We start from the raw sequence: 18,731 nt of genomic DNA on the forward strand, positions 1-18,731 counted from the left end.
AATTGTAATATATAATAATTTTAAGATGTGTAGGAGGCAAATAATATGTCTAATGTTCAAATTAAGGTTTTAGATAATGGTCCTTTACGTGTAACTGGTACTGTTGAGTTAGTTGACGCTGAAGGGAATACATATCCGCAAAAAGCGGCTTTCTCATTATGTCGATGCGGCCTGTCAAGTAAATTACCATATTGTGACGGTACTCATAAAGGAAAATTCGAATCTGTCGTTCGAGCTCCTAAAGAATCAGAATAATTTTATTTTTCTGGCGCCGATTATTGAGCAGTTCTAAATAATCGGCTTTCTTTATGCCCTCATACCTTTATTACATTTGAAACATTCATAAAACTGTTCTAAGCACACTTACATTAAGGGAATGCACTTTAGGGGGAAACAATATGAAAAAGGTATTAGCTTCAGTCATTTTATCTGCAGCATTAGTAGTACCAGGCGTAACTGCATATGCAGCACCTGATGCAAATGAATTAAAAACTTATTTAGTTAGTATCGACCTAACTCAAACGCAATTAGAGGATTATTTAAATTCTTACTACGGCGAGTCAATCTCTGATTTCGATTCAGTTGATGAGTTAAAAGATACTTTAGGCGAAAGACTTACACAAGAATCTTTAGACGATCTTCTAGATGAGTACGGTTACACTGAAGATGAAATTATCGATCTAGCAGTCTACTATGATGATATGGACAAAAATGCATCATTACTAGATACGTATTATTTTACTTCTGATATCGAAAACTTAATTTATTTAGATGAAGATGAGTCAGGTAGTGAAGAAGAAGATGACTACCCTTCTATGGAAGATATTACTTCTGCTCTTTCTGAGGTTGGTATTACTGAAGCAGAGATGAATAACTTATCTGCATACTTAGAAAAAGTTGTGAATGATGATCCTGCTGTTGAAGCAAAATTAGAAGCTTTAGGAGAACGTGCATTTGCTTTAGAAGAAAATTATCCTGAATTTTTCTCAATGGATACTGAGGCTACTCCAGAAGAATTACCAGCTGAACTAAAAGTAGAATTAATGAATATCGTAAAAGAGCTTCAATCTACTTTAAAAATTGATATTAAAGTTGCAATTGAACAAAATGGCGTTAAAACTCCTTTAACTTTTGCTAAATTACTTACAATGGATGATTCTATGGAGTCTATGGAAAATGTAAAAGTATATTTAGAGATTTATGATAACGCTGGTAATCTATTATTAGACGCTTTATTTTCAGCAGATGAAGTAATTGGTGATGATGAAATAGTAGATATCGTTAAAGATACTCAAAAAGCAATTAAAAACCCAAAGCCAGCAATTAAGAACTCAAAACCTACTGTTACTGTAAGAACAGAAAATGGCGGAAAACTTCCAACTACTGCAACTCATACAACTGAATGGACAATGGTTGGTGTGTTAATGATGTTAACTGCTGTTGTTCTACGTAAAAAGGTAATAGTTAAACGATAAGCTATGAATCGTAAACGAAAAGTTCTACTTATTTTTACAGCACTCCTTTTTATTGTCGGATTATTTTTTGCTACAACAAATGCTTATTCTTTAATTAAAACCTATGTACTGTATAAACAGTCAAAGGATGATTTCAAAAAAGAAATCAAAGCAGAAACAGCAACTAAATTGAAGCAAATTAAAAGGGATGAACCGCTTTACAAGTCTTATCCTAAATTTGGCGATGAAATGGGTTCATTAACGATTCCTCGAATTCAAGCATCTCTACCAATCTTCCACGGGACAGATGAGGATGAGCTTTCAAAAGGGATCGGTCATTATGCTAAATCTGTGATGCCAGGTGAAAGAGATAATAGTGTTCTTGCAGGACATCGAGATACTGTATTCCGTGAACTTGGCAAAGTAAAAGTGGGCGATCCGTTAATAGTTAAAACTTCGGCCGGTACATTTACTTACAAAGTTCATAGAATTCGTATCGTTGATAAAGATGATCGCACTGTTATTATCCCGAAACCAAGACCAACTTTAACGGTAAGCACTTGTTATCCGTTTAATTTTATTGGACATGCACCACAGCGTTATATACTTGTAGCTGGTTTAGTCAAATCAGAAGTAAATAAATAAACAAAAAAAATGCTTACTATATAGGTAGTGAGCATTTTTTTATTAGTAGTTTCATATTTTTGGTTTAATTTTCTAGTGCAGCCCAAAACTTTTCGTTATTTAAATTGCGAACACTCCATTGGTAGTGTCCATCACTGCAAGATTCCGAAAAGAAATTTGCCGAATAAATACTATAAAAAAGAACGTACAAATGAATTGTACTTCTCACCTCTTCGCCTAATTTATTAACTACTTTATTTAAATATTTTTCTAGCTTTATTTCACCCAATTCATCATATAAATCAAATAAAATCCAGCTTAATGCAACATCAAATAAGGGGTCTCCATATAACGTCATTAATCCAAAATCAATTACACCAGTAATTTGACCATCCGAATTTACTAATAGATTTGATGGATAATAATCACCATGTACTAATGCATAATTTCCTTCATATCCAACTGAAAATGCATCCACTAATCGATTTAATTTCACTTCGTAGTCATATACATCTCTTTTCAAATAACGATCTACTTCCATATTCTTTCTTAATAACGATTGTTTTAAAAAATCGTTCCAGTCCTTTGAAGAAATTTCATAATCACTTAATAATTTGATGCCTTTAAAACGATTTTCTAATTTAATCCTTTGAATACTTAATATTGTAGATAGATAGTTATCAAAGAAACAATCTAATTCTTTCTCATCATAATTTGATAAATCCTTTTGTATATTTCTGCCTTCAATTCGTTTTTCAATTGTTAAAACAACGTCCTTCTCTTTTATAATTTCGTGAATTTTTGGTAATTCAAAATTTGCATCATTAGAATTCATTGACTCATAAAATTGTTTTAATATTTCTAGCTTTGGATATGCTGTTGGTTTATATAGTTTTAAGACTCTCGCATGATCATAGGAGTAAACTTCTGCTTCTTGTCCCTTTCCTAAAAAATTCGCTTCGCTTATATTGTACTTTTTCAAAATGTAACCCCTAACATTTTGTGTTATCATCTTTTAATCCCCATTTTCCCTTTTTTATCTTTTTTCATTCCTATTTCCATCTATTCCCACTTCTTCCAAAATAGCCTACTATTTCTTATACAGCAACCTGTATTAGCTTCCTTCCTACTCTTCTTTCGAAACCCATGAACCTTGTGCTTTTCGTATGTAGAGGATTTGCCCAATATGATAAGCATTATGAGTACATAAATTTGATAAAGCTGCCCACCATATTGCATCTACTGGAAAATTTGGAATTTGTTCATAAAGCTTTGATTCATCTGCTTCTTTTATAGTTTGCTGCCAATTCGCTAAATTCTCATCTAACTGTTTAACAAGCTCCTGCCAATCTTTTCTCGTTAAATTTTCCACTCTTCGAAAAGTTGAAGCATTACTTTCGATCACTTCAGTTGGTATTTCCCCTTTAAATCTTCTCAACCATCGTTCATTATAGAAATATAAATGGTATACGATTTCACCGATCGTATGAGTAGAATCATTTTGTCTCCAACTTATATCCTCTAAACTTAAGTTTTCCAATGCTACACTTAAAGGTTGAATCCAGCTTTCAACATTACGACAGACTTCTAATTGATCTAATATAAACTCTTTTTTACTCATAGATTATTCTCCCTTATTCACTTTATACTTTACGATATGTACTTTCGTGGTTATTACTACATTCACCTTTATTACTTTATGATTTTAGCTTATAAAAAAATGCACTACTTTTAAAAAGCAGTGCATTTTTTGTAACGGTATAGAGCAGATGTTTGAAGCATAACGATTAAATCTAGCACTAATGAACTCTGAATATATTAATTGTTGCTCCAGCGCCTTGTAACAGCTTAACATCTCCAACAAAGTCAAACAGTTGAAGTGAAATTGTATCTCCAGCATCTAATGGTAAGATCATTTGACTACCATAAATGGATCTATTCACTTCATTTACGATTGCTGATGCATTTATAGGTCTACCATTTACTAATATTCTTGTAGATACATCTAATAGTGCATTTAAATTTACTGTGTAAGTAATAAAGTAATTACCTGGTGCTTCAACTGTTAGTCGATCATTTGCTCGATCAATTGTAATTCCTTCACCTAAATATTGAAATGATGGAAAAGTTACAAGTGTACCTTCTTGTATAATGGAAACTGTTCCACCACTATTAGTAACAAATGCAAAGCTTTCGCCAGGAGGTATTGGTGGAAAATGATGTCTTGGCGGTCTTGGATATCTCATACTATCACCTTTTCTTTTTATTAGACATAAATCCTCTTAGGAGTAACAGATTAAAGGCTTGTCTATTTTGTTGATATATTTTATTAATATGAGAGTTTTTTCTTTTCGTTACAGCATATCCACTAGTTTTTTATTTTTTTTCAATTTTAATAGATTAAAAAACTTAGTCATCTTCAGAGACTAAGTTTTTTTAAATCATATAGTATTGCGAATTCTAAGATCTCTCTAGTACATTTACAATCCGATTTAATAGTTCATTTTGCTTCTTTAATTCCTCATTTCGAATTTTAAATAATTTATAGAAATAGGAGATTGCTACTATAAGACCTGCAGGAATTGCAATATAAAAAAGCGTAATAATGATTGGAAATATACTTAAGGTTGCATCCATTTTAACGCTCCACATCCTTTATAGTTTATATTTAGATTATGTTAGTCCACACAATTTTTATGTCTTTAAAATAGGAGAAAGGAAAAATTAGTCTCTACATGTTTTGATGTGTTTTTAGCAATATCTATTGTTTTATAAACAAAAAAAGAGAGCTCAAAAGTGCTTTGACTTTTGAGCTCCCTCTTTTGCCAGTCGACAAACTGAATTTAATTAGCTTTGTTTCAGTTTTTGTTTTTGGTCTAAAAAATGATAAATTGCATGGGCTACGCCTGCTTCTTCATTTGTTTTCGTAACAAATGTACACTGGCCTTTTAGCTCTTCTTTGGCATTTCCCATTGCTACAGGAAAACCTACTCGATTAAACATAGAGACATCATTGAAACTATCTCCAATTGCCATACTCTCATTTAAATCTACTCCAAGAATTGGTGCAAGCTTTAATAATGCCGCTCCTTTACTTACATTTGCTGCATTAATTTCAACGTTATTTGAGCCTGACGAAGTAATTAGTAGCCCCTCTTCTTGCATTAGTTTAAGACGAATGCGACTAATAACCTCTTCATTATTGGAAAGAAATAATATTTTATATACATCAAGATCATTAAAATCTTCAATTGAAGAGTACGTTCGAACCTTTCTTAAAGTAGCTGTCACTTTGTGTGTCTTGCCAGTTTGCTTATCAGTAAAAAATTCATCATATAGTGTATCTCGACACTTTGTAAATGATCCTTCACTAGTACTAATAATAAATGTTTTATTTTCTGCTTCACATATGCTTAAGGCTTTTGCGAAAATTTCTTTATCCATTGAATCGTTGTGCAAAATTTTCGCCTCATAATCATATATTTGAGAGCCATTTAAACAGACGATCGGACAAGTTAGACCAGCTTCATCTAATACTTCCTTCGCGCTTTCATACATTCTACCTGTAGAAATGACAACATGGAGTCCTTCCTTTTGTGCTGCCCGGATGCTTTCAATATTTTCCATTGGTATTCCATTTTTACCATTTACCAGTGTACCATCCATATCAATTGCAATTAATGCCATGTCGTTCTCTCCTTTTCTACTATTCTCTTATAATCTGAATGCTAACTATTCACTAATTCTACTAATACATTCTTATTACAGTTTAACTATTTCTATTTTATGAGTTCATTCTATATTATTATAACGCAAAAAAAGACCTTCTGCATTTCAGAAGGTCTTTAGACTGCCTACAAAACTTTTTCTTTAACCTTAATAGAGCTTATAACTCAATCTCAATAATCTCTTTACCAACTAAGCGTGCTCCTTGTTTTGCTACGACAATTCCACTTGTAGAAGTGAATACGTTGTTTGCTACAATTTTATCCATTACTTGATTGATTAATGTTGGATTAACTGGAATTGTTGGATTGTCTACTGTTAGCGTAACAACCTTTTCGTTTTCATTTAAAAATTTTAGTTCTAATGTTTGAATCATATTACTTTCCTCCTTTTTTATAGACTGTTTAAAAGTAGTCCATTGCTTAATACTTCAAGCTCTACTAATGGTAGATCTTGCAACGATGCTAGAGCATTACCAACTTCACTTAGCTTCACTAAATCAACATCAACTCGGACATTTTTATATGCCTTTTTCTTGATAATGATTTTTCCTTGTGCATCTTTTCCTGCATGTAAATTTACATACAATGTTAGTTGTTGAGTAGCTATTTGTGCCATTTTCAACTCCCCCTTTCGATGTATATGTACAAAAAAAGGGTGGTTTTTTCGTTAATGGTTAATTATTTTTCAAGATCCAATTTTCACGTCCACAATATCGCTTAATAACAGCTCCATATATCCAGCTTGTTCTTCATAAATGGATAGCCTATTTTGGTGCAAATTAATTTTCCCTATTTTTCCTTTTACATTATGGTGATAGTGATCTTTATAATAAGTAATTTGTACACTTTCATCTTCGTGAATTGCCTGTTGAAGATGACGGTTCATTTCCTCTAATAGTTGTTCATCTACATCTTTTTGTTGTTCATAATTTTGTGATACTTTCCAATCGCGAAGCATTTTTACATGTTCTGGTAACATCATTGACGTCCATTTAATCGTGCCACGGTCACGAATCATCGGCATTCTTCTCCTTTTCTTTTCATTTTATCAGGGCTAAAGGGCTAGTGGCTTTCACTTGCAGGGGAATGAATGGTAGAAAGGACGAAAGGAAATTTTTTAACCTTTATGTCCACCTACCAGCTTGCTTCGAGCAAGTGCTGTTCCTCCTTCCGCATAAGAAACAGCCCAGAGGAGCGAAGATGATCCATATTTTTTTCGGACTGCGTCCATCACATATCCTAATTTGCGCTTTTGAGGTTTTTTCTGATCAAACAAATTTAACTGCATGATTTCATCACTTACAATATTCGAAAGAGAAATGAGAATTTGCCGAACTGTCTTCCCTTCATAATATCGATCGAATAGTTTTGTACAGATTTCATACAAATCTGAAGTAATATTTGTCGGTTCATCCATTGTAAACGCATGAGAAAATCCTCCACCGAATTCTTCACGACTATATCCAATTCCTAATGTAATCGTACGCCCTGCCTTTTTAGCATTACGAGTTCGGCGTGCAACCTCTTCACACATTTCACGAATAACAAATTTAATTTCTTCGACTTTCGTATAATCTCTCATTAATATTTGGCTTTTACCAAAACTAATTTGTCCGTTCATTATTGGCGCACCTAGCTCAGACAGATCTACTCCCCACGCATGATGATATAGTTGATTTCCCATCACTCCGAATTTCTTCTCCAGCAAGTGAAGAGGATATTTTGCTAACTGTCCGACTGTAAAAATACCCATTGTATTTAAAGTTCGCTCGGTTCTTTTACCGATTCCCCACATTTCACTAAGAGGACTCACTTGCCATAGTTTTTTTTCTACATCTTCATACGTCCACTCCGCTATCCCATCTTTTTTTCCTTCTAAATCTAAGCAGAGCTTCGACAAAAGCATGTTCGGTCCAATCCCAATCGAACAAGGTAATTGAAATCGTGCCATAATCTCAGCACGAATTTTTTCGGCAATCTCCCATGCATCCCCCCATAGTCTCTTCACTCCATCCACCTTTAAAAAACATTCATCAACACTGTATACATGTAAATCCTCTAAAGGTACAAATTCATTTAATAACTTTACTATGTTTGTTGAGATTTCTAGATATTTGGACATTGAAGGATTTACAATTTTAATTCGCGGATCTTTAGGTATTTCAAAAACCCTTGATCCTGTTTTAATCCCAAATTCCTTTTTTAATCGTGGGGAAGCCGCAAGTACGATACTTCCTTCTCTCTCCACATCTCCAACAACTGCTAAATAACATTCTAATGGATCTAATTCGAGCATGACCGCAGAACAACTTGCATAAAAGCTCTTCATATCGATGCATAATATCCGATGATGTGGTAACTCTTCATAACAAATGCTCATACATATCACTCCGATTTTCCAAAAAATAACAGAACTAATGTTCTTATTTTTATTATAAACATATATTAAACGAATATACGTTCGATTTCAATAAATTTTTTTACTAGGAACAATACAATATTTTGGCTATACTAAAATTAGCTTAAGGGAGGAAAAACTAAAGTGAATGGACAGTTTATAAAGCAGATGATTAAACGAGCGCTAATGCAATATAGAGGAGAACACGAACAGTGGATTACAGCTGATATGCTAAATCAGCTGTACGATCAAATTGTTACCGAACAATTAAATGATGATCGCGAATTACATGAATTAGTACAAGATATTGTTTACGAATACGTAACGAATTATGCCTAAGCAATCGAAAAAACCCGAGAAAGAACATTAAGTTCTCTCTCGGGTTTTATGAATAGGTAAATGAAATTTCACTCGTAATGCCTTCTTCTTCATCAAAACCAATAATGATTTCCATTGAATGCGATGAAAAATGATGAATCTCGTCTAAGTAAAAACCAATTGCGTCAGATATTTGTTGCTCGAAATAGATTAAATTCCGATGATTAGCTGATACTTCACAGCTTACTCCATCATCTTCATTAAATTGAAATTCAATTTGTACGCTTTCTGGTCGAACCCCTTCCAAATCAGCCGCATATACACAAATCGAATTAGCAACATCTTGTTCATCAAAAAAGATTTTCACAAGTCACCTCACAAGGTTAATATTGGTTTCTACGAAAGATTCGCTTAATAAACCAAATTATAGCTACTATTACTAAAATATCTAATAGTAATCCAAAAAATGAAAAACCAAAGTGCTGACCACCATAGTAGCCACCAAATGGGTTTAGCATCGAGCCAAAAAGAGATCCTAACCCAAATGCACCTGCATACCCTAAAAAATTCCTCCCAGGGCTTCTATAAGATCGATAGCTCGACCTAGGTGCTGTTGGTCGATAGCTTCTATTCGAACGATACGATCTTCTAATTGCAAGTTGTTGAGTAGAAGTTTGTTTACTAGTAACAAATGTATTAGTATCTATCTTATTCGTTTGTGTGTTATAAGTACTACTTGCATCTACTGGAAACGATAGAGCTAACATAAATAACATTAAAAAAATTGATATTAGCGAATTTCTTTTTTTCAAAATTGACCCTTCTTTCATCATCACATCTTTCTTAGTATGGATTATTTTAATAAAAAAATGTGATAATTAAAGGTCTATAACCATTTAATACTTTGTTTTGTAAACAACTGATCCGCTAATAGGTGAGAAAAATAACCGACTGTACCAGCTAACCATAATCCATTTACATTTAAGTCTTTTTGCAGCAAATAACAAATTCCACTCCAAATAGCTAAAAAGTAAAGAGAATGAGTTGGTCCACGATGCTTTAATCTCGATGAAACAGCAACAAATAATCCAAGCGCAAAGATTGACCAATAACCATAAAAGAAAAACCAACCAATAACTGCAATTAATATGCCTGTTAACATTAAAATTGTTTTTAAATTCCGTAACCAACTAACACAAATAATAAATAATACGAGAATACCTATTGCATAAATCCATGAGCCAGAATAAATTAACTTCCCTGTTTTCACAACAATAAATAATGTAACTGCTAAAAATAATAAGCTGAAAAGAACTTTTAGCGGCATTGAAACTTTTTTTGTTAATGAACCATTATGATGATCTAAATCAGGAGCCAAACTACTGATTGCACCAACTATAAGTGGGACGGTCATAGAATCATTCTTTGTTGCATACATTGTGACACCAGTTGCAAATAATCCTACAATTACATGACTTTTTCCATCCAAAACGCTTACCTTCCTTATCTTACGTACTCTTACTTTTATTATAGTCGGATAAGGTTAGTTTTCATATTAATAAATTAACAAATGATGGTAATTTAAGAAGAATTAATGTCTCTATATTCATTGACGATTGTTCTTTTTTCTGACAAAATATAGGAAGCTCAATATAATAAGAAAACTCGTCAATTGAGCCTTTTAAGCGAAGACTAAAGACGTAGTTGTACATACACTTTATTCCTAGAATTGGCTACTAAATATCAACATCGCTGCCAATTTATACTTTTAAAGTGTAATAAAATACTTTCACAGTTTGCTTTGGGGGAAATTATGCAAGAAAAAGAAATGAGTGTCATTGACCATTTAGATGAGCTTCGAAATCGAATAATAAAAGTTATTGTCGCATTCGTTATTTTTTTAGGGATTGGATTATATTATACGAAAGCTATATTCAATTTCCTTGTTCAAGATTTGCATGGAAAGCTTCTAGCGCTAGGTCCAAGTGATGTCCTTTGGATTTATTTAATGATTGGTGGAGTATTCGCGATTGCGTGTAGTATCCCTGTCATAGCTTACCAAATATGGGCGTTTGTAAAGCCAGCCTTGCATGTAAAAGAACGAAAAAGCACAATGCTTTACATACCAGCTTTATTCATATTGTTCGTTTGTGGATTAGCATTTGGCTATTATTTCATCTTTCCAAACGTTTTAAAATTTTTACAGGATATCGGAGAAGACTTAGTAACAGTTACATTCACAGCTGAGCGCTATTTTAGCTTCTTATTTAACTTAGTTGTTCCTTTTGCGTTTTTCTTTGATTTACCAGTCATTATACTATTTTTAACGAGTATCGGAATCGTATCACCTGCATTTTTAAGAAAATCTAGACGTTTTGCATATTTTATCCTTATTATTATCGGAACAGCAATTTCACCGCCTGATTTTGTATCTGATATGATGACAAGCTTACCATTGTTAGTTATATACGAACTAAGTATTCTTGTTTCATCAATTGCATATAGAAAACGTATTAAACGCTTACAACATGAATCAGAATAAAAAACACAAAAAAATGGACAGCAATTAAGATGCTTGTCCATTTTTTTGACTAACTTCATAGTAAAATATGTGATGTATACAAAGTAACAACTAAACCTGAAAAACTATAAATTAACGATGCTTTAATAGCAATTTTTCTTTGAAAATCTTTATGTAAATCATTAAATTCTAAACCAGCAGCACGCAACCATTGATACTGCTGCAGAGGAGTATAGCTTACTTTTTTAGCTGTTTTCCAATAAAGGAAGATCGTCGTAACGAATCCTACCATAATAGCAATATTACTAGCCGATGAATCCGAGAGAACACTAACAAGGAACGTCAAAATTACTTGTACAATTAAAATAGCAAAAACGTAAATGAACTTTTTCATGTTAATCCTCCTTATTTAAGCTTATTTAAATTATAACAAAGATGTATTTTTCAGAATAGTAAAAATTTTGTAGAAAGCATGGGTAATTAGAACTAAAATGATAAAAAATGGATAAGAGAAAGTGTATAGTAATAGGAGAAAACGTTAATAGATCTTAAAAAATCCTATTCCCTTCTTCCTATTTAAGTTCGTACGTTCGACTTTAAACTTGCACTAAACGAACGTTAGTTCTATAATAAGTATAGAAAACAGACTCCCATATATATGAGAATCTTTAAGTTAAATTAATTTAGTTTGAGTTGATATCTTCTTTCGATTTCGGCACGATGATGATTGTTTCTCCTTTTTTAGAGAACATATATTGATCACGAGCGTAGTTGGCAATGAAATCCGGATCATTTAATAGTCTAATCTGTCTATTTAAATCTTTTTCAGTTTTAGCCACTTTTTTTTGTTCGACCTGTAATGTTGAAAGTTCATGTTGCTTTGCCAAAGCTACCTTGTTTTGACTAAACATATATATTCCAGACGCGACAATTAAAGACAAAAATAATATTGTCAAAATGATTCGATGGATTCGTATTGTTTTTCTTTTTTGAGTCTGCGGAAATTGATTACGAGAAGGCTTGTTTAATTCTTCTCTTTGTGGATTATATAATTTTCGTGCTTCTGCCTTCACGTTAAAAACCTCCCTTTAAAAATATTATTCTACTCTAGTTTAACAATTAATATCTTTTTAGAAAAGAAAAAAAAGGTAAAACAAGTAAAAATTTGACTATTTTACACAAAAACACGTCTTTTTTGTCGAGTTCTAGTCATGTATTTACCGATAAAAAGATACTATTAATTATCTTATTTTCTTATTTTTTGAATATTTTAAATTTTTTTAATAAAAGTGGTTGACGAATATTTTCCCATCATGTATATTAAATATAAATTAACTGAATATTTAAACAGTTAAATTTTAGTAATCATGTTATACACATCCCCCCAATCCCTATCACCCAATTAGATAGGGATCTTTTTATGTTCAAAATCACAAGCCAACAAATTACCAATTTAGGGAAAGTTGGATTATAATACTTTTTAAAGGAGGTACGAGAAAATGCAAAAATTAGAAATTGGTGCTGCCCAAGATGCACTTCAAAATTATATAAATCAAACAGTCTATTTACATTTAGAAACTACAAATGGTGCATATGCTAATCACTTTAATGAAAAAGTAATGACAGTAAATGCCTTTATCAGAAATACGAAAGTCGTCATTAGTCGTGCTACAATCACAGGCAAATACCCATACCGAGTAGGATTAAAGCTTGAAGAGGGCTGGGTTGTCGCAGAAGGATTAACTGATTTTGAAGTTGATGACCAAGGCCGCCTCCTACTAGCAGGTCATAATGAGGATGGAAAGCTTGCAATTGCAATACATTTAAGCTATACGCCATTTTAAGAGAGGAGCACTAAAAATGAGTCAAAAACAAGAAAAAGTATTACTTGTGTTCCCTCACCCTGATGATGAAGCTTTTGGGGCTGCTGGAACGATTTCTAAATTTACAAATAAAGGGATTCCAGTTACATATGCTTGTTTAACTTTAGGAGAAATGGGACGAAATATGGGGAATCCATTTTTCGCAACAAGAGAATCACTTCCTACAATACGTAAAAACGAATTAATCGACGCTTGTAGAGAAATGGGAATCCAAGATTTAAGAATGCTAGGATTCCATGATAAAACAATTGAATTCGAAGATCCTGAAGAAGTAATTAGTCCAATAAAGGAAATCATCGACGAGATTCAGCCAACATTATTAATTACTTTTTATCCAGAACATGGTGTCCACCCAGACCATGATGCAACTGCAAGGGCTGCAGTTGAAGCAGTTCGTCGAATGGATAAAGAAAATCGTCCAACAGTATGGTGTATTGCAATTACAAAAGAACGCTTTGAAGTTTTAGGGAAACCCGATATCGTGAATGATGTAATGGATGTTGCAACTCAAAAACTAAGAACATTGAAAGCACACCGCTCTCAAACAGAGTCGATGCTAAAAGACGTTGTAAAAATCGAAAAATTTGAGGATATACCAGATGATCGATTAAAATCATTTTTTGCAAAGGAATCGTTCTATACCTATCAATTTGAATAACCAATATAAGAAGGTAAAAACCTTATATATGTAGAAAGAAAAAGAGATTAAACTATTCTGGAGGCAAATGAAATGTTGAAAATGAAGTATTTAATTTTATATGTTTCAAATCTAGAAAAATCTCTTACTTTCTATACTGAATCTTTAGGCTTTCCTATTCGCGGAAATCATGGCACGTATGTAGAATTAGATACTGGCAATACTGTGCTAGCCATGATTGAACGTGACAATGTTCAAGAGCTTACAGGATTAACATTTAAAAGTACTGAGGCATCTTCTCAAACCTTTGAAATCGGATTTGTTACTGATGATGTCCATGCTACAATAGAAGATTTACGAACAAAAGGTGCAGACATCATCAAAGAACCAATTACAAAGCCATGGGGTCAAACAGTAGCATATGTAGCTGATCCAGATGGTCATTTTATTGAAATATGTAGTTCAATGGACTGAGACTGTTGACAAACGCTCGCTTTCTTCGTTGCTTCGCCTGTTGAGCAGTGCTCATTACCATCTAGGGTAACTTCGCGTCTCGAAAGACAAGCGCTTGCAATTAGTCTGATAATCATGTTTGGAACTTTGTCTACACACAGAATCCATCTCTAAAAAAGAGATGGATTTTTTTGCTGTTTACACAAAATTTCTAGTAGAACTATTACGACTAAACTTATAAATAGCAATTAAGAAAAATGCAGCCGCAAAAACTAGAAGGATTAAAATGTTTAAATATAAGCTTCCTAAACTACTTCCTTGTTGTAACTTCGTCAATGTCTCTAACGTCCATCTTTGAGGAAGAAAATCTGCAATTCTTTGCATTGATGAAGGCATAATCTCAATTGGCCAGAAACAACCAGAGAGCATGACAGTTGGAACAACGATTAAGTTCTGCAATGCTCCAGATGATTTTGAACTATTAGAGAACGCCACAATCATTAAAGAGATCCCTACTGAGACTAAAGCAAAAAGCATCATAACAATTGCCGCTTCCCAAAACGGAATATGAATATCGATATGAAACACTTTAGTCATAAAGAGAAGCGTAATAAATACTTGAATAGTCATTACAATCATATTTACTACAACATTTGAGAAAATATATTTTCTAGCATTAATTGGTGCAGACAAAAGTCTGTAGTAAATTCGATTTTCTTTTTCCTTTAAAATAATTTCAGAAAGATTCCCTGCAGACATTAACATAATCATGATCAAAAAGCCTAAACTATATGTGGTCATATTTTCAGATTGAGATGAATCTGATAATGTTTTTGTTGCTACCTTGAAGCTTGCGTTTTGGTAGTTGGAATACATTTGATTAAATTTATTTTGGTCTGTTTTTGCGACTCTACTAATTGCTGAAACATTGTCGATATAATTGTATAAATAAGATTTTACAAAGCTCGTAATTTGAGCACCTTTTATAGAAGATATTTGAATATGATCTGGATTACCAGAACGTACACTATCTGTAAAACCATCATGGAACGAAATAACACAATCAAGTGATCCTGAAGCGATCTTATCATTGGCATCAGAATTGTCTATTATTTCTATACGAACGTTATCTAAGTGTTCTAAAAACTTAATCGTATCATTTGCAATATATTGATGATCTTCATTAACAATTCCAACGTGAACGATCGTTTTATTAGAACCACCATAGGCTAGAAAGGAAATAAAAATACCAATTAGAGGTACTAAAATATACATAATAATATTTTTCTTATTTTTAAAAGTAGCTCTTAAAGTATTCGAGATTAGCCAAAAAACTGACTGCATCCTACAGCCCCTCCCTTCTTTGTAGAGAAATAGATGCAAGAAATAGGAATAGCAAAGAAAAACCTATATTAAAGACAAGCGCCGGGATAGCAGCTGACAAGTCGTTTGCATAAATAATTTTTGTAATTGCAGTATTAACCCATGTAAGTGGTGAAAGTTGAGTAATGGTTTTTAAAATCCCACTAGTATCGCCCAATTTAAAGTAAGCTCCACCGAAGAATGAAGATAGCTGCACAACAATCATGATGATTGCTCTAGAAGATGCATTTGATTTCGTTATATAGCTTACAACCAACCCTAAACTAATTGATAGAAGGACTTCCGTTAGTAAAACAAAAAAGACTAGTAATAGATGGCTACCCCAGTTGGCTTTAAAAAAGAATTTACTGAAATAGACAACTACAATAATGCACAGAAAGTTAGCAACTAAACTTCCAAGTATTTTCCCAATGAAAATCTCAAATTTAGAAATAGGAGAAACGATTAATCGATCAGCAGTTTTTCTAACTCTTTCTCCTGTAATCAATTTACTTGCAGACATAGTTGCATAAAGAACAATCATAGTCGTCATTGCAATCGCGTAATAATCCATTGAACCTGGCTGTTTATTTGATGCAATCGACGTATCCTTAATATAATCATCATGAGAATTACCTAAAAAGACTTCTTTAACTTGAGTTGGATCTATTTTAGCAACTTCAACGCTAACATTATATTTATCTACAAATGAAGTTAACATTCCTTGAATAACACTACCCTCAACACTGTTTCCTTCATTAATATAAAGCTTAATTCCGTCATCTTGAATAGAAATATAGCCATCATAATGATTTCGTTTAACTTCTTTTTCACCATTTGTATTACTCGCAGCTTTTTTAAAATGAATTCCAGACTTTTTCGTACCTTTTATTAATTCGTTAAAGTATTGCGAAAACTCACCAGTTGTAGATTGATCTTTATATATAACATGCACATCCTTAATCGGGACAGATGTTGAAAAAGCATTTGAAAGTGAAGTACCTAAGACAAGCATTAAAATGATTGGAAATGCTAACATAAAAAATAGGTGCCTTACATCTCGAAAGTCACGCTTAATTTCCATGAATGCAATATTAAAAATATTCAAGCCAATTGCCTCCTTATTAAATAATTTTCCATAAAGTTAATCACGTAAATTTCTACCTGTTAATGTAAGGAAAACAGTTTCTAAGTTAGGCGCATTTTCCTGTAACGAACTAATTTCAATATCACTATTAATAAAGTGCTGAATGATTTTATTTAGATTATTCACACCATTATCTGAAGTAATCGTAATAACATTATCTAAAATATGAACATTCTCAACGCCGTTAATTGCTTTTAGCGCCGTAACATCAATATTTTCAGTCGTTTTAACTTCAATTCGAATATCCTTTGTATTTGTAATAATCGATTTAAGCTGTTCCTTCGTTCCTTCAGCGATGATTTTCCCATGATCAATAATCGAAATACGTGAGCATATTTCTTCAACTTCTTCCATGTAATGGCTCGTATAAATGATTGTACAACCCATTTTATTAAGCTTACGTACACTATTAAGAATATAATTTCGTGAATGTGGATCAATCCCAACAGTTGGTTCATCCATAATAATAAGCTTGGGTCGGTGTGCAATAGCGCATGCAATATTTAGTCTTCTCTTCATTCCACCAGAGAAATTTTTTGGATATTCCTTAAATTTATCTTCTAACCCTACAAATTGTAATGCTTCTTCTACTCTTTCATTTAATTCCGAACCTCTTAAACCATAAAGTCCAGCGAAAAATCTAACATTTTCATAGGCAGTTAAATCTTCATAAATAGCTAAATCCTGAGGTACCATTCCAATATTCATTTTTGCGAACTTACTATGCTTCTTACTGTTTTTACCCAGAATTTCTACAGTACCTTGATTACTTCGAAGTAGCCCTGAAATAATATTAATTGTCGTACTTTTTCCTGCCCCATTTGCTCCAAGAAATCCAAAAATTTCTCCTTCTTCAATGGATAAAGACATATTATCTACTGCTATAAAATCGCCAAACTTTTTCGTTAAATTTTTTATCTCTAAAACTTTCATCCTCTCACCTCTTAAGCTTTTTAGTATGATGCTATTATAAGCAAAAGAGTGAACCAATATCAGTGTATTAGTTCACTCTTTTCACATGAGAATATTCATGTTTTTATTTAGGCAAAATCAAGATGGACTTAATAGAAATTCAGATCACATGATGAAATTATTAGATTGGAAGCAAAGTTGTAACTGAAAAACCATCATGACCATCAACTATTATTTTCCCGTTTATAGCTGCTGTTCTTTCTTCCATCCCAATGATACCTAAACCTTTTTTAATTTTCACTTTGCCTTTACCATTGTCTTTTACATTCGTTTTAATCATTTTATTCATGACATGTATTTCGATTGAAACCTCTGTAGCACCTGCATATTTCATCGTATTTGTTAAAGCCTCAACTACATTTTCTTGAATTACTTTCCATTGAATTGGCGTAATAAGATCGAGATTTCCTTTATAGACAAACAATGTTTTTAAATCATGCTTAGCAGAAAATTCATCTATGAATAATTTCATATAATGAATTCCCATTTGTTCAGTTGGTGGCTTCATATTTTTTAAAGTGAGTCTTATGTTTTCAATACCATCCTTTGAAATATTAATCGCATTTTGAAGCAACTCTAATGCTTTATCTTGATTAGTACTCATTAAATGTTTAGCTGCTTCCATTTGATATAGCGCACCAGTCATTGAATGCCCTATTTTATCATGTATTTCTTGAGAAATACGATTTCGTTCCTCTAATTTAAAGGTATATTCCGATTGCTCAATAAACTCATTATGATTATTTATCTTTTTTGAAAGCTTTTGAATTGTACTCCTCATCTTGTCAATTTGATCTTCTTTAAACCGTAACCTAGTGTTATACAAATTAACAATTGAAAAGACGATAAAACTAAATAATGCAATTAATCCATAAATAGGTTGTAAAGAATTAGGTAAGTAGAAAATTGGCAGTAGTGCAAAAAAACAATCAATCCATTTTTTCGAACTAAAAAAAGAAACGAGCTCTAAAATAGACATTGGCAGTAATAAGAGAAATAATGGCTGAATCTTTAAATTGGAATAGACAATTAAACAAATTGATAAGATTAGTAAAAGTTTTATCAACAATCTATTTTTTATTAAATAAAGACTAATATTTAAACAAAAATAAACAAGTAATGCAAAAAGTACCCAAGAGAAATTAGGAATTGCTTTTTGAATACAAATTAAAGCTATATACAAGATAACAGAGAGCTTATTTAAAATAATCCAACGCTCCATATGTAACACCTT

26 protein-coding genes are annotated in these 18,731 nt (G+C 32.4%); 8 read left to right on the forward strand and 18 right to left on the reverse strand.

Features of this window, described 5'->3' with window-relative positions; genetic code table 11:
* The first annotated feature begins 45 nt into the window (after positions 1-45).
* The 3 genes from B6K90_RS01685 to B6K90_RS01695 all read left to right on the forward strand — a co-directional run bounded on the left by B6K90_RS01685 (position 46) and on the right by B6K90_RS01695 (position 2,099).
* Entirely contained in the window at positions 46-255 is a 210-nt protein-coding gene (locus B6K90_RS01685) for a CDGSH iron-sulfur domain-containing protein (RefSeq protein WP_088010802.1), read from the forward strand.
* 143 nt (positions 256-398) lie between these two features.
* Positions 399-1,475 (forward strand): processed acidic surface protein, encoded by a 1,077-nt coding sequence (locus tag B6K90_RS01690; protein WP_088010803.1) that lies wholly within the window; start codon positions 399-401, stop codon positions 1,473-1,475.
* A 3-nt stretch (positions 1,476-1,478) separates the two neighbouring features.
* Positions 1,479-2,099 carry a class D sortase gene (locus B6K90_RS01695; protein WP_088010804.1) on the forward strand — a complete coding sequence of 207 codons (621 nt, stop codon included), beginning with the start codon at positions 1,479-1,481 and terminating at the stop codon, positions 2,097-2,099.
* Between the two features lie 64 nt (positions 2,100-2,163).
* On the opposite strand, the gene B6K90_RS01700 is transcribed toward B6K90_RS01695, so the two are convergent.
* The 9 genes from B6K90_RS01700 to B6K90_RS01735 form a co-directional block, all read right to left on the reverse strand.
* Entirely contained in the window at positions 2,164-3,060 is an 897-nt protein-coding gene (locus tag B6K90_RS01700) for an aminoglycoside phosphotransferase family protein (protein WP_167555246.1), read from the reverse strand.
* 144 nt (positions 3,061-3,204) lie between these two features.
* Complete coding sequence (locus B6K90_RS01705) at positions 3,205-3,699, reverse strand: DinB family protein (RefSeq protein WP_088010806.1); 495 nt, start codon at positions 3,697-3,699, stop codon at positions 3,205-3,207.
* Positions 3,700-3,877: 178 nt separating this feature from the next.
* Positions 3,878-4,324, reverse strand: coding sequence for a BclA C-terminal domain-containing protein (locus B6K90_RS01710; protein ID WP_088010807.1), 447 nt, complete (start codon positions 4,322-4,324; stop codon positions 3,878-3,880).
* Positions 4,325-4,538: 214 nt separating this feature from the next.
* Positions 4,539-4,715 carry a hypothetical protein gene (locus B6K90_RS23535; protein WP_167555247.1) on the reverse strand — a complete coding sequence of 59 codons (177 nt, stop codon included), beginning with the start codon at positions 4,713-4,715 and terminating at the stop codon, positions 4,539-4,541.
* Between the two features lie 210 nt (positions 4,716-4,925).
* On the reverse strand, positions 4,926-5,765 hold the full coding sequence (locus B6K90_RS01715; protein ID WP_088010808.1) for a Cof-type HAD-IIB family hydrolase: 840 nt from the start codon (positions 5,763-5,765) through the stop codon (positions 4,926-4,928).
* 199 nt (positions 5,766-5,964) lie between these two features.
* On the reverse strand, positions 5,965-6,180 hold the full coding sequence (locus B6K90_RS01720; protein ID WP_056475532.1) for a DUF2922 domain-containing protein: 216 nt from the start codon (positions 6,178-6,180) through the stop codon (positions 5,965-5,967).
* Positions 6,181-6,197: 17 nt separating this feature from the next.
* Entirely contained in the window at positions 6,198-6,422 is a 225-nt protein-coding gene (locus B6K90_RS01725) for a DUF1659 domain-containing protein (protein WP_088010809.1), read from the reverse strand.
* Between the two features lie 69 nt (positions 6,423-6,491).
* A complete protein-coding gene (locus B6K90_RS01730; protein ID WP_056475525.1) occupies positions 6,492-6,824 on the reverse strand; it encodes a YolD-like family protein in 333 nt (110 codons plus the stop codon).
* Between the two features lie 99 nt (positions 6,825-6,923).
* Positions 6,924-8,186, reverse strand: coding sequence for a Y-family DNA polymerase (locus B6K90_RS01735; protein WP_088010810.1), 1,263 nt, complete (start codon positions 8,184-8,186; stop codon positions 6,924-6,926).
* A gap of 162 nt (positions 8,187-8,348) precedes the next feature.
* On the opposite strand from B6K90_RS01735, the gene B6K90_RS01740 reads away from it, so the two are divergent.
* The gene (locus B6K90_RS01740; RefSeq protein WP_088010811.1) at positions 8,349-8,543 is read left to right on the forward strand and encodes a YqzH family protein; all 195 of its coding nucleotides are present in this window, start codon (positions 8,349-8,351) and stop codon (positions 8,541-8,543) included.
* 46 nt (positions 8,544-8,589) lie between these two features.
* Here the strand turns inward: B6K90_RS01740 and B6K90_RS01745 are convergent, their stop codons facing one another.
* The 3 genes from B6K90_RS01745 to B6K90_RS01755 form a co-directional block, all read right to left on the reverse strand.
* The gene (locus B6K90_RS01745; RefSeq protein WP_088010812.1) at positions 8,590-8,889 is read right to left on the reverse strand and encodes a DUF2653 family protein; all 300 of its coding nucleotides are present in this window, start codon (positions 8,887-8,889) and stop codon (positions 8,590-8,592) included.
* Between the two features lie 16 nt (positions 8,890-8,905).
* A complete protein-coding gene (locus tag B6K90_RS01750) occupies positions 8,906-9,334 on the reverse strand; it encodes a hypothetical protein (RefSeq protein ID WP_139840663.1) in 429 nt (142 codons plus the stop codon).
* 74 nt (positions 9,335-9,408) lie between these two features.
* Positions 9,409-10,011: a metal-dependent hydrolase gene (locus tag B6K90_RS01755; RefSeq protein ID WP_167555248.1), complete on the reverse strand. Its 603-nt coding sequence runs from the start codon at positions 10,009-10,011 to the stop codon at positions 9,409-9,411.
* Positions 10,012-10,335: 324 nt separating this feature from the next.
* On the opposite strand from B6K90_RS01755, the gene tatC reads away from it, so the two are divergent.
* Positions 10,336-11,064, forward strand: coding sequence for a twin-arginine translocase subunit TatC (gene tatC / locus B6K90_RS01760; protein WP_088010815.1), 729 nt, complete (start codon positions 10,336-10,338; stop codon positions 11,062-11,064).
* Between the two features lie 55 nt (positions 11,065-11,119).
* Here the strand turns inward: tatC and B6K90_RS01765 are convergent, their stop codons facing one another.
* Both B6K90_RS01765 and B6K90_RS01770 read right to left on the reverse strand, forming a co-directional pair.
* Positions 11,120-11,437, reverse strand: coding sequence for a hypothetical protein (locus B6K90_RS01765; protein ID WP_088010816.1), 318 nt, complete (start codon positions 11,435-11,437; stop codon positions 11,120-11,122).
* 289 nt (positions 11,438-11,726) lie between these two features.
* Complete coding sequence (locus B6K90_RS01770; protein ID WP_088010817.1) at positions 11,727-12,116, reverse strand: FtsB family cell division protein; 390 nt, start codon at positions 12,114-12,116, stop codon at positions 11,727-11,729.
* Between the two features lie 426 nt (positions 12,117-12,542).
* Between B6K90_RS01770 and B6K90_RS01775 the strand changes: the two genes are divergently transcribed.
* The 3 genes from B6K90_RS01775 (at position 12,543) to B6K90_RS01785 (ending at position 14,037) form a co-directional block, all read left to right on the forward strand.
* Positions 12,543-12,887 (forward strand): YojF family protein, encoded by a 345-nt coding sequence (locus tag B6K90_RS01775; RefSeq protein ID WP_088010818.1) that lies wholly within the window; start codon positions 12,543-12,545, stop codon positions 12,885-12,887.
* Between the two features lie 16 nt (positions 12,888-12,903).
* Positions 12,904-13,584 carry a bacillithiol biosynthesis deacetylase BshB2 gene (gene bshB2, locus B6K90_RS01780; RefSeq protein ID WP_088010819.1) on the forward strand — a complete coding sequence of 227 codons (681 nt, stop codon included), beginning with the start codon at positions 12,904-12,906 and terminating at the stop codon, positions 13,582-13,584.
* A 72-nt stretch (positions 13,585-13,656) separates the two neighbouring features.
* On the forward strand, positions 13,657-14,037 hold the full coding sequence (locus B6K90_RS01785; RefSeq protein WP_235821685.1) for a VOC family protein: 381 nt from the start codon (positions 13,657-13,659) through the stop codon (positions 14,035-14,037).
* Positions 14,038-14,214: 177 nt separating this feature from the next.
* On the opposite strand, the gene B6K90_RS01790 is transcribed toward B6K90_RS01785, so the two are convergent.
* The 4 genes from B6K90_RS01790 to B6K90_RS01805 all read right to left on the reverse strand — a co-directional run bounded on the left by B6K90_RS01790 (position 14,215) and on the right by B6K90_RS01805 (position 18,719).
* On the reverse strand, positions 14,215-15,360 hold the full coding sequence (locus B6K90_RS01790) for an ABC transporter permease (protein WP_088010820.1): 1,146 nt from the start codon (positions 15,358-15,360) through the stop codon (positions 14,215-14,217).
* A 1-nt stretch (position 15,361) separates the two neighbouring features.
* Complete coding sequence (locus tag B6K90_RS01795) at positions 15,362-16,486, reverse strand: ABC transporter permease (protein ID WP_088010821.1); 1,125 nt, start codon at positions 16,484-16,486, stop codon at positions 15,362-15,364.
* A 36-nt stretch (positions 16,487-16,522) separates the two neighbouring features.
* Positions 16,523-17,458, reverse strand: coding sequence for an ABC transporter ATP-binding protein (locus tag B6K90_RS01800; RefSeq protein WP_088010822.1), 936 nt, complete (start codon positions 17,456-17,458; stop codon positions 16,523-16,525).
* A gap of 160 nt (positions 17,459-17,618) precedes the next feature.
* Positions 17,619-18,719, reverse strand: a complete 1,101-nt coding sequence (locus B6K90_RS01805; protein ID WP_088010823.1) for a sensor histidine kinase — start codon at positions 18,717-18,719, stop codon at positions 17,619-17,621.
* Positions 18,720-18,731: the final 12 nt, after the last annotated feature.

Origin of the sequence: Gottfriedia acidiceleris, from assembly GCF_002128425.1 — a bacterium.
GTDB classification, from domain to species: domain Bacteria; phylum Bacillota; class Bacilli; order Bacillales; family Bacillaceae_G; genus Gottfriedia; species Gottfriedia acidiceleris.